The organism is Sinomonas sp. B1-1 (assembly GCF_050474465.1).
Lineage (GTDB): Bacteria > Actinomycetota > Actinomycetes > Actinomycetales > Micrococcaceae > Sinomonas > Sinomonas flava.
The window spans coordinates 93,524-107,415 of the sequence record NZ_JBCHVF010000011.1 but is presented as its reverse complement, the minus strand read 5'-3'; the positions used below and the strand labels follow the sequence as shown (position 1 = coordinate 107,415).

14 protein-coding genes are annotated in these 13,892 nt (G+C 72.4%); 4 read left to right on the top strand and 10 right to left on the bottom strand.

Annotated features, from left to right (window positions below; genetic code table 11):
- Positions 1-135 precede the first annotated feature (135 nt).
- Positions 136-2,385 (top strand): CHAT domain-containing WD40 repeat protein, encoded by a 2,250-nt coding sequence (locus ACQ5BE_RS15025; RefSeq protein ID WP_430297814.1) that lies wholly within the window; start codon positions 136-138, stop codon positions 2,383-2,385.
- Entirely contained in the window at positions 2,382-2,720 is a 339-nt protein-coding gene (locus tag ACQ5BE_RS15020) for a CU044_2847 family protein (RefSeq protein WP_430297813.1), read from the top strand. The genes ACQ5BE_RS15025 and ACQ5BE_RS15020 overlap by 4 nt, the downstream gene beginning before the upstream one ends.
- 6 nt (positions 2,721-2,726) lie before the next feature.
- Here ACQ5BE_RS15020 and ACQ5BE_RS15015 read toward each other — a convergent pair whose 3' ends face one another.
- From ACQ5BE_RS15015 to ACQ5BE_RS14970, 10 genes are all read right to left on the bottom strand, one after another.
- Positions 2,727-3,086 carry an iron chaperone gene (locus ACQ5BE_RS15015; RefSeq protein WP_430297812.1) on the bottom strand — a complete coding sequence of 120 codons (360 nt, stop codon included), beginning with the start codon at positions 3,084-3,086 and terminating at the stop codon, positions 2,727-2,729.
- 79 nt (positions 3,087-3,165) lie between these two features.
- Positions 3,166-4,347, bottom strand: a complete 1,182-nt coding sequence (locus ACQ5BE_RS15010; protein WP_430297811.1) for a 5-methylcytosine restriction system specificity protein McrC — start codon at positions 4,345-4,347, stop codon at positions 3,166-3,168.
- On the bottom strand, positions 4,344-6,530 hold the full coding sequence (locus ACQ5BE_RS15005) for an McrB family protein (RefSeq protein WP_430297810.1): 2,187 nt from the start codon (positions 6,528-6,530) through the stop codon (positions 4,344-4,346). The genes ACQ5BE_RS15010 and ACQ5BE_RS15005 overlap by 4 nt, the downstream gene beginning before the upstream one ends.
- Positions 6,531-6,632: 102 nt before the next feature.
- Positions 6,633-7,199: a dihydrofolate reductase family protein gene (locus tag ACQ5BE_RS15000; RefSeq protein ID WP_430297809.1), complete on the bottom strand. Its 567-nt coding sequence runs from the start codon at positions 7,197-7,199 to the stop codon at positions 6,633-6,635.
- A 203-nt stretch (positions 7,200-7,402) separates the two neighbouring features.
- Positions 7,403-7,714 (bottom strand): hypothetical protein, encoded by a 312-nt coding sequence (locus tag ACQ5BE_RS14995; RefSeq protein ID WP_430297808.1) that lies wholly within the window; start codon positions 7,712-7,714, stop codon positions 7,403-7,405.
- A gap of 68 nt (positions 7,715-7,782) precedes the next feature.
- The gene (locus tag ACQ5BE_RS14990; RefSeq protein WP_430297807.1) at positions 7,783-8,211 is read right to left on the bottom strand and encodes a universal stress protein; all 429 of its coding nucleotides are present in this window, start codon (positions 8,209-8,211) and stop codon (positions 7,783-7,785) included.
- Positions 8,212-8,300: 89 nt separating this feature from the next.
- Positions 8,301-8,951 (bottom strand): SDR family oxidoreductase, encoded by a 651-nt coding sequence (locus tag ACQ5BE_RS14985; RefSeq protein WP_430297806.1) that lies wholly within the window; start codon positions 8,949-8,951, stop codon positions 8,301-8,303.
- A 35-nt stretch (positions 8,952-8,986) separates the two neighbouring features.
- The gene (locus ACQ5BE_RS14980; protein ID WP_430297805.1) at positions 8,987-9,472 is read right to left on the bottom strand and encodes a GbsR/MarR family transcriptional regulator; all 486 of its coding nucleotides are present in this window, start codon (positions 9,470-9,472) and stop codon (positions 8,987-8,989) included.
- Entirely contained in the window at positions 9,469-11,091 is a 1,623-nt protein-coding gene (locus ACQ5BE_RS14975; protein WP_430297804.1) for an ABC transporter permease, read from the bottom strand. Before ACQ5BE_RS14975 ends, ACQ5BE_RS14980 begins: the two co-directional genes overlap by 4 nt.
- 4 nt (positions 11,092-11,095) lie before the next feature.
- On the bottom strand, positions 11,096-12,100 hold the full coding sequence (locus ACQ5BE_RS14970) for an ABC transporter ATP-binding protein (protein WP_430297803.1): 1,005 nt from the start codon (positions 12,098-12,100) through the stop codon (positions 11,096-11,098).
- Between the two features lie 137 nt (positions 12,101-12,237).
- Here ACQ5BE_RS14970 and ACQ5BE_RS14965 point away from each other — a divergent pair, with 137 nt between their 5' ends.
- Both ACQ5BE_RS14965 and ACQ5BE_RS14960 read left to right on the top strand, forming a co-directional pair.
- Entirely contained in the window at positions 12,238-13,107 is an 870-nt protein-coding gene (locus ACQ5BE_RS14965) for an NAD(P)-dependent oxidoreductase (protein WP_430297802.1), read from the top strand.
- A 70-nt stretch (positions 13,108-13,177) separates the two neighbouring features.
- Complete coding sequence (locus tag ACQ5BE_RS14960; protein WP_430297801.1) at positions 13,178-13,873, top strand: type 1 glutamine amidotransferase domain-containing protein; 696 nt, start codon at positions 13,178-13,180, stop codon at positions 13,871-13,873.
- Positions 13,874-13,892 lie beyond the last annotated feature (19 nt).

The window sequence follows — 13,892 nt, the reverse complement described above, 5'->3', positions numbered from 1 at the left end:
GGTTGCGGCGGGCAGACGCACGAGTTCTTCATTCCGTTGGACAAAAGGCCGTTGGTCCCTTGTGGAGGCCTCGGGCGCAGTCCATGCTTGACGTATCGCGCGCCAGCAGAGTCGCGTGTGTGTGCGGGAGCGGGCATGAGCGTCGATATGTGCCTCGAGCTCAGGGAAGCGGGCCTTTCCGGGCAGTACTCCGTGCGCGTCCTGAGCGCTCCGGCGGGAGGCCGGACCCAGGGGAGCCTCGACCTCGATGTCGAAGGGATCCAGGAGCAGCTGCGCGACGTCGAGTCGACGGTCCTGGCCTCCTCCGTCCCGACGCGCCGGGTCCTTCCGCGGTCCGAGCAGATCCTGCGCGGCATGGGCAGCGACCTCTTCGCCGCCGCCTTCCCGCGCGATGTCTACGGCACGTACCGGGCAAGCCTCGCGGCGGCTGCCGACTCCGGCGAGCGACTGCGCGTCGTCCTCAGCTTCGCCGCGCCCCAGCTCGCCGCGCTGCCGTGGGAGCTGATGTACGACTCGGGCGTCGGCGCCTACGTCTGCCGCTCCGAGCCGCTCCTGCGGACCATCCCCGCCGAGGACTACCACCCGAAGCCGCTGCGCATCACTCCGCCCCTTCGCATTCTGGGGATCGTCGCCTCGCCGAGGGGGCTCCCGCAGCTGGACGTCGAGGCCGAGAAGGAGCACCTCTCGGCAGCCCTAGCCGAGCACGTCGAGGCGGCGCAGATCGAGCTGGTCTGGACCGAGGAGGCCACGTGGGACGAGATCCACGACCTGCTGCTCGCCGGGCCGTGGCATGTCGTGCACTTCATCGGCCATGGGGACTACGACGCGTCGAGCGAGTCCGGACTCGTCATCTTCAACGGTCCGGGCGGGCGTCCCCACCGCGTCACGGCGGACCAGCTCGTCGACCTGCTCAGCACTGCGGCCCCGACCCCGCGACTTGTCTTCCTCAACTCCTGCAACTCGGGGAGGTCCGGCGACGAGGACCTGTTCTCCAGCACGTCCGCGGCGCTCGTCCGCGGAGGCATCAGTGCCGTGGTGGCCATGCAGTTCTCGGTCTCCGACGACGGCGCCATCGCCTTCTCACGCGGCTTCTACAAGGCGCTCGCGGCCGGCCGGGCGGTCGACGAGGCGACCCGCAACGGGCGCATTGCCATCAGGGGCCGCTCTGACACGAGCCTCGAATGGGTCACCCCCGTCCTGTGCGTGCGCGGCGGCGCCACCGAGCTGTTCACGTTCGCCAAGCGCCCGCGCCGGACCTCCCGGCCCGCCACGGCTCCGGACCTGCCGCGGATCCCGCCGGGGCCCGCGCCCGCACCCAGGGAGCCCGCGGAGGAAGCGCACACCGCGCCCGCGCAGGAAGAACAGCCCGAACGGCAGCACGCGCCGGAACCAGCTGCCGCGGCGCCGCATCCCACCGGGACGCCGGCTCCGGCTCCCGCGCTCTCCCTGGCAGCCCCCTCGCGGGTCGCGCGCACCGGCGACGACGCCGACGGGCTCGCCATCTCGGCCGACGGATCGCTCGTCGCGGTGGGGCGGCGCGAGGGGGTGACGCTGCTGGACGCGGCGAGCGGCGCCGTCGTGCGCGAGCTGCGGACGGAGGACGGGCGGGACTTTTCGCGGGTGGCCCTGAACCCGGGCGGCCGGCTGGTCGCGGCGGGCTCCTGGTTCGGGTCGCTGTGCGTGTGGGACGTGCGCTCGGGCGTCCAGGCGATGTCCGCCTCCACGGGGTCCTCGGTGGACGCCCTGGCCTTCTCCTCGGGCTCCCGCCTCGTCGTCGCCTCGCGCGAGTGCCTCTCGGAGGACGCCCGGACCACGCTGGTCAGCACGTGGAACGTGGAGACGGCGGAGCGGGGCCGCACGGCCCGGCGAACCCGCCGGAGCGACGCGACCGACGCGGTCGCGCTCAGCGCCGACGGCGCGTGGCTCGCCGAGGCGGACCACCACGGGGGGATCCGGGTGTTCGACGAGGCCGGCCGAACCGTCGCGCTGGTCCAGGCGCCCGGCCAGGTCCGCGTCCTCGCCGTCAGCCGGGAGGCGAAACGGGTCGCGGCCGGGTCGGAGGACGTCGGCCTGTGCGTGTGGAGCCTCGCGGGGCCGGTGCCGCGGCTCGACGTCGTGCGCAGCGGCCCGGTGCGCCACCTCGCCTTCAACGCGGGCGGCACCCAGCTCGCTACGGGGTGCCTCGACGGCCGGCTCCTCGTCCTGGACCCGGACTCCGGGAGGGTGCACGTGGACGCCACCTGCCACCGGCGTCCCTTCGCTCTTGCGCTCGCCGGCGACTGCTCGAGGCTCGTCACGCTCCAGGACGACGGCGCGTTCGCCGTGTGGGACCTGACCGCCGCGCAGCCTGGACGGCGCGGGAACCTCCAGGAGGCCCTGCCGTGAGCCAGCTCGTGGAATTCCCGTCCGAGGACGGCCCGGTCGTCGTGGTGGTGGAGGGTGGTCCGGTCACCCGCGGCGGCGGGGGCGAGTCGGGCGTGGTCCACCGGGCGCAGCGGACCTTCGAGGAGGCGGTGGCGCGGGTCCGCCCGGCGGTCCAGGGCATGGTCCGGCAGATGCTCGACGTCGCGGAGCCCCCCGACGAGGTGACCATCGCGTTCGGACTCGACCTCCGGGCCGACGTGGGCGGCGTGATCGCCGCGGCCGGGTCGTCGGCGAACTTCACGGTCGAGCTGACGTGGCGCAGGCCGCCGGGGGAGAGGCCCGCTGCCTCCGGGTGAGTGCGGTCAGCGCTTCTTCAGCGACGACTCGATCTCGGAGATCCGCGCGCCGAAGATGGTCCGGAGCAGGTCCTCGGGGACCTGGTTGTCGGCGCTGAACCGCAGCGTGCCCTTGGCCCAGTCGAAGCCGCCGAGCCGGTCCGTGAGGCCGGGCAGGATCTGCCCGCTGAACGGGAAGAGGGAGAGGTGGTGCTTGGCCACGACCGCGCTCGCGTAGCCCTTGCCGTGCAGGAGCAGCGCGGCCATGCCGTAGCTCCGCCCCTCCTCGGCCTCGGGGGCCAGCGCACGCGCGACGGCGTACACGCGCCTGACCGCCTCGCCGTCGGGCCCGTCGAGGGTTGCCAGGTAGTCCGTGACCTCGCCCATGCGCCCATCCTCGCACCGGCGGCTGCCGGCGCCCAGAGGGCGGGCAGTCCGCCGCGGAGAAGCCCGGGGACGCCCCGCCTCAGCGGGCGCCGAGGTAGGGCTCCACCGCCGCGATGAGCTGGTTCCGGACGTCGACCGAGGCGACCGAGAGGTCCACGGTCGCCGCGCCCAGCCGATGCCCGGCGGTCACGAACGACTCGTTCAGGTGCGCCCCCGTCGAGGGGTAGAGCAGCAGGCCGCCGGCCCCGAGCGAGGACGCGTCGGCGGCCGATTCCTGCTCGCGGACGTAGGTGTAGAGCTGGTAGAGGTGGCCCGAGCTGAGGGTCTCGCGCGCGAACCGCCCGGGGGTGAGGGCGGCGGTGAACTTCGTGTCGACGATGAGCCGGCGTCCCAGCACAGGAACGTCGATCCACACGTCAGTGACCATATGCGGCAGGACGGCGGCCATGCCCGGCGTGGCCCCGACCGCGTTCCAGCCGACCTTCCGCCCCCGCTGCACCGTCCAGCCGCGCGGGCGGCCGTGCACCGAGTAGAAGCCGCCGACGGCGCGCTCGAAGAGGTGGCGGAACTGCCGCTCGTCGAGGGCCCCGCGGCCGTGCCCGGGGTTGGTGCGCCCGAAGGGCAGCTGGAGCTGGAGCGCGAGCCTGGCCGCGAGCAGCACCGAGCGGTCCTGCTGGTCGTTGCGCGTGAGCCGCACCTCGGCGTCCCGCTGGCCGGCCCGCAGGTCGAGCGTGCCGACGCCGAGGTGCGCCAGCCGCAGCGACTGCCCGAGGCAGCGCCGGGCCAGCTCTTCGTCGCTGCACAGGCGGGCGATCGAGTCCAGCGCCGTGCGGATGAGCCGGTTCCGCGGCGTGTCCACGGTGAGCTCCTCGAAGCGGCAGGCGACGAGCCCGCGCGAGAGGAGCTGGTGGCTCTCGGTGCGCAGGGTGTCGATGCCGCCGCGGACCCGGGCGAGGTCCCGCGCGGTCTTGGCGAACGAGGGCGTGAGCGGTCGCTTCAGGCGGGCCTCGGTGCTCGCCACGAGGATTTCGGCGAGCAGCTCCGGGAGCTTCTCCGGGTACTCCTCGATGCCGTCGAACGCCTCGGGCCCCAGCTGGTAGAACTCGGAGGCGTAGAGCAGGAGGAGCCAGACGTTGCGCACGGGGATGCGCACCCCGCGGGCGACGACGACAGAGCCGTCCGCCGCCGTCGTGGTCTCCTGCGCGGCGGCAGGTCGCTGACCCTCGCCGGTGTCGCCGCCAGCCGGGGGGATCGGCGTCACTCGAGCCCTTCGAGGAGGGCGGCGGAGGCGGCCTCGGCCTTCGTCGCGTCGTCGAACCAGTACTCCTCGAGCGTCGGCACGATCTCGGTGTCCACGACGCCGCGGAACCAGTCGGCGAAGGAGGAGACCCGCTCCTCGGCGGGAGGCGTGACGAAGGAGTGGCCGAGCCGGAACTCGGAGCCGAGGGTCGGGTCCTCGGAGATCCGCGTGTTGAGTGCCTCGAAGCGATGGCGCACGAGCTCGAGGTCCTTCGACTCGACGCCATGCCGGGCCGACATCCACGACTCCCAGGCGTCGTTCACGTTCGGCTCGAGGGAGATGAAGGCGAAGCGGCGGCGGAACGCGAGGTCCATGATCGCCAGGGAGCGGTCGGCCAGGTTCATCGTGCCGATGATGTACAGGTTGCTCGGCACGAACACGCTCTCGGTGGTCGTGCGCGGGTAGGCCAGCTGGAGGGACTCGCGGGGCGAGCGCTTGCCGGCCTCGATGAGGGTCAGGAGCTCGCCGAAGACCTGGACCGGGTTGCCGCGGTTGATCTCCTCGATGAGCATGACGTGCGGGACGTCCGGGTTGGCATTCGCGCGCTCGACCATCTCGAGGAACGGGCCGTCCACCAGGGTCAGCTTTCCATCCGAGCCGGGGCGCCAGCCGCGCACGAAGTCCTCGTAGCTGGAGTTCGGGTGGAACTGCGTGGCGCGCAGCGCGGACTTGTTGTCGCGGGTGCCGATGAGCGCGTACGCGAGCCGGCGCGCGAGCCAGGTCTTGCCCGTGCCCGGAGGGCCCTGGAGGATGAGGTTCTTCTTCGAGCGCCACCGGGACAGGTACTCGTTGAGCGCGGACTCGTCCAGGAAGCAGCCGTCGGCGATGATGTCCCGTACCGAGTAGCTGGCCTGCGGGGAGACAGGTGTCGGGTCGTCCTCGGGCTCTGGGACCTCCTCGGCGTCGGACTCCGCGTGGGCGCGGCGCCCGTCCCGCTCGAGGTACGCCGTCCAGGACAGCTCGGGGAAGGAGTGGACCGCGAACTGCGGGTCCTCGAACTTGGAGGCGAGCGTGTCCAGCAGCACGACGTACGCGGCGCCGTCGGCGGTGAAGAAGTCCTGGTCGAGCATGAGCTCGCTCTTGAGGTACTGGCGCGAGCGCCCGTCCAGCGGCAGGAAGTTCCAGGGCCGGACCCAGAACAGGCCCATCGTCAGCTTGGTGCCGACCCGGTAGATCTCCCGCGCGCGGTCGTACGCGGCGGCGAGGCGGAAGCGCTCGTGGTCCTCGCTCGAGTCCGCCACGGCCAGCGCGGCCTCGAACACGTCCCAGAGGCTGTCGATGTCGTCCTTCAGCCGCGTCCCCGCCGGCGGGAAGAACCACGAGTTCTGGTTGTTCAGCAGGGGGATGCCGTCGAAGCTCGTCGGCGCGGCGACGGTGACGCCGAGGAACTCTGCCCAGTCCGCCGCGATCTCTGTGCGCTTGGCCGTGGTCGTGCCCCGGTTGAACGTGCCCATGACCGTGAAGGGGCAGATGTCCTTCAGCGGCACGGGGTTGTCGCGCCAGTCGCGGTCCATGAGGAAGCCGAGCTCCTCGTGCCGCTCCTGCATCTCGCGCAGGTGGGCGAGCAGTTCGCCCCGGCGGCCGCGGAAGTCCAGGAGCGCGGTGGCCATGGCCTCGTAGAACGCCGTCCACTCGAAGCGCTGCTCGGGCTTCGGGTCCAGGTCGCCGAAGCGCTTGGCCCACGCCGGATCGTTGCGGAAACGGTCGGTGTCCTGCGGCTCGTCCAGGAAGGTGAAGCGCAGGAGCGCCTCGCGCATCCAGTGGCTCGGGGTGACCTTCCAGATGGTGTGGCGCCCGGTGTAGAAGTACCACTCGCGGGGCCGGTCCAGGCGCTTCCAGTCGACGCCGATCTTGCGGCCGTCGCCCGGGTTCGCCGTGATCACGCCGACTGCCTTGATCGCCATGACCGAGACGGCGTGGCCGCGCGGGTCGAACGGGAGGCCCTTCTTGCGCACGTAGGTGGACTTGAGCGCGATCTGGTCGCCCACCTTCATGGACTTCACGGTGTCCAGGTAGCGGTCCTCGAAGCCGTTCTCCCAGATGCCCTCCGAGACGAAGCGGTCGGACTGGTCCTGGGGGTCACGATCCGAGTAGAAGGCTCCGACGAACCAGTACTGACCCTCGGGGATGACCGCTTCCACCATTGACTGACCCTGCCTCCTGCGCACCGCGCCGCGTCCACGGCACCAGAGCATTAGATCATGTTCTCGTGAACGCCAGGTGACCGGTTCGGAGGGGTCAGGGGGCTACTCGCGGGACGCCTGCCGGACGCTGTAGGAGAGGTACACGAAGCGCCCGATCCGCCGCTCGGCGGTGAGGTCGAGGTCCATCCGGGCGTCCGGCAGTGCCGGCGTCCCGCCGCCCACCGCGACGGGCGCCACGAACAGGTGCACCTCGTCCACGAGGCCCGCGGAGAACCCCGACGCGGCCAGCCCCGGGCCGCCGATGGCGAGGTCCGCCGTCGTGCGCGCCTTCAGGCGCCGGACGGCCTCGGGCTCGAAGCGGCGCTCGAGGGTGGTCCGCGCCGTGTCGACGCCCGTGAGCGTGGTGGAGTAGACGATCTTGTCCGCGGCGCGCCAGATCTCGGAGAAGTCGCGCACGACGCCGGGCTCGCCGGCCGCGAAGCCCGGGTCGTCCCAGACGCGCATGACCTCGTGCAGCCGGCGTCCGTAGAGGTAGGTCCCCACGGGCCGGGCGAGGTCGTTGACCGCGGCGTGGACCTCCTCGTCGGGCATGGCCCAGTCGAAGCGTCCGCCGCGGTCGCTGATGTAGCCGTCGAGGGACATGAGGTTCATGTAGAGGAGCCGGCCCATGGGTCTACTCTCCCTGCGCTCCGCGGACGCGGCAATGCCCGGGGCGGCCCCCCATGTCAGCCGTCCCGGGCAGTGCGCTCCACGCGCCGCCTCCTGTCCCGGGGCAGCGGGGTGTGGCGCAGACCGGGCTCGCGGCCCGGCCTGCGCTCACAGCGAACCAGACGGGTCCGACATTTCTGCTTCCGGGGTGGGAAACGGCGCGCTCAGGCGGTGGGGCAGGGAACGAGGAGGTGGAACACATCGTCCTTGACGCCGATCCTGACCGGCTCGGAGGCGGGGAGCGAGCTCATGACGTCGTTGCCGACCGCGAGGGTGCCGGAGCGCCGCTCGTTGCTGCGCGGGCTCCACAGCACCGACCGGACCGCGCCGTCGACGGCGACCTTCACGACCCCCGGTCCCACCGGGAAGGCCGGGAGCGCGCTCGTGGGGATGCGGAGTACCTCGGAGGCGCGGTCAGACTCGTTGACCGGCTGGGAGGTGACGACATGCTCGTATTCGTGTTCCGTGCCCTGCATGCCTCTACGCCTATCACAGGGCCACGCCGCCCGCTTGTCACACGCCCGGCGTGGGCTGTGGATGACGCCTATTCGCCGACGGTCTTGACGATGTAGACGTCGCAGGGCGCGTTGTGCGCGACCGAGCTGGCGACGCTCCCGAGGACCCGGCCGAGCCCCTGCATGCGGCGGTTTCCGACCACGATCATCTGGGCCTCGAGCCGCTCGGCCTCCGCCACGAGGGCCTCGGCGGGCTTGCCGCGCCCGGCGCTGTACGTGACCGTGAGGCCGGGCGCCTCGAGGCCGAGCGCAACGTTCTTCGCGATGCCGACCGCCGTCTCGGCGTCGGACATGATCCACGTGTCGCTGCCGCTGCCCATGACCTCGGTGCGGTCCTTCTCGAAGGCGCACATCACGTGGAGGGGGGCGTCGAGGGCGCGCGCGAGGTCGCGGGCCGACTCGGCCGCCTTCTCCGCCGTGATGCTGCCGTCGACGCCGACGATGATGGGTCCGGTCATTGCTGAGCCCCCTTGTGGTCTGCTGGGTGTGCCGGCCGGCACCTGTCCCCACAGTACCGGCCAGCCTCCGCCGGGCCCGGGCGCCCCGCTCAGAGGGAGGCGAGCGCCTCCGCGATCGGCGTCTGCCCCTGGTTGAAGCCCACGAATTCCCGCACCGTGCGCGGTTCGCGGAGGGCGGCGGCCACGACGGCGGCGACGTCCTCGCGGCTCACGCTCCCGGACTCGGTGTGGTCCGCGAGGTCGATCCTGCCCGTTCCGGGCTCGAGGGTCAGCGCGGAGGGGCCGAGGATCGTCCAGTCCAGGGTGGTGCCGCGCAGGTGCTCGTCGGCCGCGGCCTTCGCCTCGGCGTAGTGGAAGAACGGGTTGTCCTCCGCGATGCCGTGGTCCGGGCGCGCGCCGAGGTACGACACCATGACGTACCGCGGCACGCCTGCGGCGGCGGCTGCGTCCATCGAGCGGATCGCCGCGTCGCGGTCGACGGCGCGCGTGCGGGCGGGATTCCCGCCGCCTGCTCCGGCAGACCACACGACGGCGTCGTGCCCGGCCAGGAGCTCGGCGATCGCCTTCGTGTCGAGCTGCTCGACGTCGGCGACCACCGCGCTCGCGCCCGTGGCCTCGACGTCTGCGGCGTGCTCGGGGTTGCGCACCACGGAGGTGACCTCGTCGCCGCGGCCCACGAGCAGCGGCGCGAGGAGGAGGGCGACCTTGCCGTGGCCGCCGATGATCGCGATTCGGGACATGCGTGCTCCTAACCTAGGCGTCTGCGGTGCCTAGGCTACCCGGAGGCGGCGGCCCGTTCGGCCTCCCACTCGTCCATGAGACGGGGCATGCGCTCCACGAGGAAGCGGTAGAAGTGCGCCATGTCCTCCACGCGCGACCGTGCGGCGGAGCCCTCGGGCAGCTCGCCGGCCATCGCGGTTGAGAGCCCGGCGAGCTTCTCGTACACGGGGTTCTGGCGCATGCTCGCGACGTACCACGCGTCCTCGGGCAGCTCGTAGCGGTCGCGGCGGCTGCCCGGCTGCGAGACGCGGTGGATGAAGCCGACCTGCTGGAGGTACCTGACGGCGCCGGAGACCGCCGCGGGACTCGCACCCAGGGCCTCCCCGAGCTCGGTCGCGGTGAGCGCGCCCTCCTCGGCGGCCAGGAGTGCCATCAGCGCCCGCGCCGGCATCTTCGGGAAGCCGGCGGCGGTCATGACGGCGGCCGAGGTCTCGGCGCTCGGCGGGATCCGCGCCGGCGGGGGCGCATGCGGGGGCGTCATGCCGAACCCACCTCGCGGCGGCGCATGAGGGCGAGCGAGGCGGCCGCGGCGGCCACCGAGATCCCGAGCATCCAGAAGCCTCCCGTCCAGTCGGTGCCTCCCGGCCCCGGGACGGGGGTGTGCGCGAACGGCGAGATGTCGCGGACGGACTCGTCGACGCCGATCAGCCCGCCGAACACGCCGAGCAGGACCGCTACCCCGAGGACGGTCCAGCCAGCCGGGATGGTTGCTGGCGGCCACACGACGAACACGAGGGCTGGCACGGACAGGAAGACCAGAGCCGCCGGGATCTGGTCGACCGCGGTCATCCACACGTCTCCCGCCGCCGCCGACGTGTCCCCGGACGCGGTGAGCGAGATCCACGCACCGAGCGCCGTCATGAGCAGCACGGCGACGATGGTCAGGCTGCCCAGGCCCAGGTAGTCCGCGAACCACCGGACGCGTCCCAGCGGCTGGGACACGAGCCACGGGCCGGTACCGCCCGCTTCCTCCTGCCGCGCCCGGATCACGGCCTGCAGGGCGCAGGCCGCGGCGAGGACGCCGGCGAGGAGGAAGAAGACAGAGACGAGGAGCTGGGACGTCGAGGCGCCCTGGGCCGCGAGCATCCTGCGCAGCGCCGTCGTCGTGTTCTCGTTGGCGGCCGTGATGGAATCGACCGCCGAGCCGAGGCCGCCCGTGAGGAGCCCCGTGGCGAGGCCGCCGATGCACCAGCCGATGATGGAACCCATCTGGAGCCGGGCCGCGAGCGCGAAGGAACCGCCGAGCGTCAGACGGGCGTCGGCGCGCCCGGTGCGTCCCGCGAGGAGCGCGGCTCCGACGTCCCGGCGGTCCATGATCAGCGCGGTGGCGGCGACGCACAGGGCCCCGAGGCCGAGCGGCAGCACCAGCGGCCACCACCGGTCCCCGGTGTAGGCGAACGTCTGCTGGCCCCAGCCGATGGGGGAGACCCAGCTCGGCCAGCCCGCCGTCATGGTCATCCCGTCCGCCCCAGGGGTCCCGGCTGCGTCGCCCAGTCCCCGCAGGAGGTAGGCGGCGAGCACGAGGGAGGCCGAGACGGCGTTCGCGCCGCGCGAGGTGCTCATGAACTCGCCGGCGAGCAGCCCGACGCCCAGGAACGAGACGCCGACAGCGCCGGTGGCCGCCCCCGCAAGGACCGAGCTGGCCGGGTCGAGGCCCGCGGAGATGAACCCGAGGGCGACGACGATCGCCGCGAGGACATTCGCCACAAGCCCGTGCAGCACGGTGGCGGCCAGGGGGAGCATGCGGCTCGCAGGGGTCGCGGAGACCATCTCGGCCCGTCCGCTCTCCTCCTCGGCGCGGGAGTGCCGGACGGCCATGAAGGTGCTCATCCAGCCGGCGAGCAAAGCGAGGAAGGTGAAGATCTCGAAGAACGTGAACGGGCCGAGGCCGGGCCCGCGGGCCAGTCCGCGGAAGACGAGGATGGCCGGCGTCGCGAGGGCGACCTTGAGGATCGCCGCCTGCTCGGCGAGGTCGCCGTAGGTCTTCGCCACTGCGGCGGCGGCGAAGACGGTCATGGCGCCGATGCCGAGGACCCAGCTCGCGAGCTGCCACCGGTCGCGGCGCAGCCTCTGCCGGTAGAGCGCGAGGAAGGTGCCCATGTCGTCAGGCTCCCGCCCGGGTCGCCGCACGGTGCCGGCGTGGCGACCGGCCGTCGTCGTGCTCATCCTGCGGCGCGGGCGCCGCGCCGGTCGTGTCGCCGTAGTGGCGCAGGAACAGTTCCTCGAGCGACGGCGGAGAGACGAGCAGGCCCTGGACGTCCATGCTCCCGAGGAGGGGCAGGATCCGGGCGACCTGGTCGGAGTCCGCGCCGAACTTCACGCGGCCGTCGGCCACCGTGAGGTCGTGGACCTCGGGGCGGGCGGCGAGGGCCGCCATGTCGGGCACGCCGGCCGTGTCTGGGGCGCCCGCGGAGAACGAGATCTCGGTGCGGGTGAGGTGCCGCAGCGAGGCGAGCGTGCCGCCGTCGACGATCCTGCCGGACCGGATGATGCTCACCCGGTCGGCGAGCTGCTCGACCTCCGAGAGGATGTGGCTCGAGAGGAGCACCGTGGCCCCGCGGTCGGCAAGCGCGCGGACCTCGCGCGTGAACACCGCCTCCATGAGCGGGTCGAGGCCGCTCGTCGGCTCGTCCAGCAGGTACAGCTCGGCCTCGGTGGCGAGCGCGGCGATGAGGGCGACCTTCTGGCGGTTGCCCTTCGAGTACGCGCGCCCCTTCTTGGTGGGGTCGAAGTCGAAGGTCTCGCAGAGCTCCTTCTTGCGGGCCCTGTAGGCGGCATGGTCCGCAGTGCCGCCGCGCAGGCGGGAGATGAGGTCGATCGCCTCGCCGCCGGAGAGGTTGGGCCAGATGCTCACGTCGCCCGGGATGCTCGCGACGCGGCGGTGGAGCTCGACTGCGTCGGACCATGGGTCCTTGCCGAAGACCCGGGCGGTGCCCGACGTCGCGCGGGCGAGGCCGAGGAGGACGCGCAGCGTGGTGGACTTGCCTGCGCCGTTGGGGCCGAGGAAGCCGTGGATCTCGCCCCGGGCGACCTCGAGGTCGAGGCCGTCGAGGGCGTGGACGCGGCCGTAGTGCTTGTGGAGCTCGGCAGTCTGGATGACGGTGTCCATGGCTAGGACGGTACGCGCGCTTCACCGTTTTCTGAAGATTCGGAAGCATCAAGAATCCGCAAAGGAACCGAGGTTCCCCTGCGCGGCGGCGGCGCATAGGGTGGCTGACGTCTGACGTCTAGAGGAATGAGGAAGCGATGACGACGACCGTGGCTGTTCTGGGCACCGGAATCATGGGCGCGGGCATGGCGCGCAACCTCGCCAAGGCCGGCCTCCAAGTGCGGGTGTGGAACCGCAGCCGGGACCGGGCCGAGCCGCTCGCGGACACCGGCGCCGTCGTCGCCGGCTCCCCGGCGGAGGCTGTCGAGGGCGCCGACGTTGTCGTGACCATGCTGTTCGACGAGCCGGCCACCGCCGAGGTGATGACGGAGGCGCTCCCGGCGATGCGCCCCGACGCGGTGTGGGTGCAGAGCGGCACGCTCGGCGTCGAGGAGACCGAACGGCTCGCCGACCGGGCCACGGAGGCCGGCGTGCGGTTCGTCGACGCTCCGGTCATGGGTACCCGCCAGCCGGCCGAGGAGGGCAAGCTCACCGTCCTCGCCGCCGGGCCCGAGGGTGTGCACGACGCCGTCGCGCCCGTCTTCGACGCGATCGCTGTCCGCACGGTGTGGGTGGGCGAGCGCCCCGGAGACGGGCACCGTCTCAAGCTCGTGGCCAACTCCTGGGTCGTCTCCGTGGTGGCCGCCACGGCGCAGTCGATCGACCTCGCCTCCAGGCTCGGCCTGGACCCTCAGATGTTCCTCGACACGATCGCCGGCGGCGCCTCCGACTGCACCTACGCCCAGATGAAGGGACGGGCGATGATCGCGGGCGAGTTCCCCACGAGCTTCCCGCTCGAGGGCGCGGCCAAGGACACCCGGCTCATCCTCGAGGCGATGGGCAGCGCCGGCGCCCGCTCGGACATCATGGAGGCCCTCGCTGGCCTGTATGCGGAGGCGGCCGGGGCCGGCCACGGCAGTGACGACCTCGCCGCCGTCGTCACGGCCTTCCGCGGCACTCGCAGCTGAGCCGCGTCGGGAGCACCCCGACTGGGTAGTCTCTCCAGCGACCACCATCCGCGACGACGGGAGACCCACCATGTCCTCGATCCTCATGATTGTCACCGGCGCCAGCACGCTGCGGCTCACCGACGGGACGGAGCACCCCACGGGCTTCTGGGCCGAGGAGCTCGTCACGGCGCACCGCGAGCTCATCCGCGCGGGCCACTCCGTCACCATCACAACGCCCAAGGGAGCGGTCCCCGTCGCGGACGCCGTGAGCCTGGACCCCGAGCGTGTGGGGCGCGAGACCGCGGCGGACCTCTCCGCCTACCTCGAGGAGATCCGCTGGGAGCTCGAGTCCGTCCTCCCGCTCGACGCGGTGGTGGAGGAGTACGACGCCCTCGTCCTCCCGGGCGGCCACGGCCCCATGACGGACCTCGCCTTCGACCCCGAGGTGGGGCGCCTCCTGATCGAGGCCGACGAGGCCGGGAAGGTCATCGCCCCGTTCTGCCACGGGCCGGCAGCCCTCCTCGCTGCGAAGCGCGACGACGGCTCCAACGCCTTCGCCGGCCGCCGCGTCACTGTCTTCACCGACGAGGAGGAGCGCGCCGGCGGGACCGGCGAGAAGACCCCGTGGTTCGTCGAGACGGAGCTGCGCAACGCAGGGCTCGTGGTCGAGGCAGGGAAGGCGTGGAGCGACCACGTGGTCGTGGACGGGAACCTCATCACGGGGCAGAACCCGCAGTCGAGCGCGTCGGTCGCGCAGGAGGTCATCAGGGAGCTGGGGGCCTAGCCTACTGGGCGCGGTCTGA

Excerpts from the sequence above, each read along its gene's own strand:
- ACQ5BE_RS14980 (WP_430297805.1), bottom strand. The coding sequence starts at position 9,472 with ATGACGCCCCCGCATGCGCCCCCGCCGGCGCGGATCCCGCCGAGCGCC.
- ACQ5BE_RS14985 (WP_430297806.1), bottom strand. The coding sequence starts at position 8,951 with ATGTCCCGAATCGCGATCATCGGCGGCCACGGCAAGGTCGCCCTCCTC.
- ACQ5BE_RS14990 (WP_430297807.1), bottom strand. The coding sequence starts at position 8,211 with ATGACCGGACCCATCATCGTCGGCGTCGACGGCAGCATCACGGCGGAG.
- ACQ5BE_RS14960 (WP_430297801.1), top strand. The coding sequence starts at position 13,178 with ATGTCCTCGATCCTCATGATTGTCACCGGCGCCAGCACGCTGCGGCTC.
- ACQ5BE_RS15000 (WP_430297809.1), bottom strand. The coding sequence starts at position 7,199 with ATGGGCCGGCTCCTCTACATGAACCTCATGTCCCTCGACGGCTACATC.
- ACQ5BE_RS14995 (WP_430297808.1), bottom strand. The coding sequence starts at position 7,714 with ATGCAGGGCACGGAACACGAATACGAGCATGTCGTCACCTCCCAGCCG.
- ACQ5BE_RS14975 (WP_430297804.1), bottom strand. The coding sequence starts at position 11,091 with ATGGGCACCTTCCTCGCGCTCTACCGGCAGAGGCTGCGCCGCGACCGG.
- ACQ5BE_RS14970 (WP_430297803.1), bottom strand. The coding sequence starts at position 12,100 with ATGGACACCGTCATCCAGACTGCCGAGCTCCACAAGCACTACGGCCGC.
- ACQ5BE_RS15005 (WP_430297810.1), bottom strand. The coding sequence starts at position 6,530 with ATGGTGGAAGCGGTCATCCCCGAGGGTCAGTACTGGTTCGTCGGAGCC.
- ACQ5BE_RS14965 (WP_430297802.1), top strand. The coding sequence starts at position 12,238 with ATGACGACGACCGTGGCTGTTCTGGGCACCGGAATCATGGGCGCGGGC.
- ACQ5BE_RS15015 (WP_430297812.1), bottom strand. The coding sequence starts at position 3,086 with ATGGGCGAGGTCACGGACTACCTGGCAACCCTCGACGGGCCCGACGGC.
- ACQ5BE_RS15025 (WP_430297814.1), top strand. The coding sequence starts at position 136 with ATGAGCGTCGATATGTGCCTCGAGCTCAGGGAAGCGGGCCTTTCCGGG.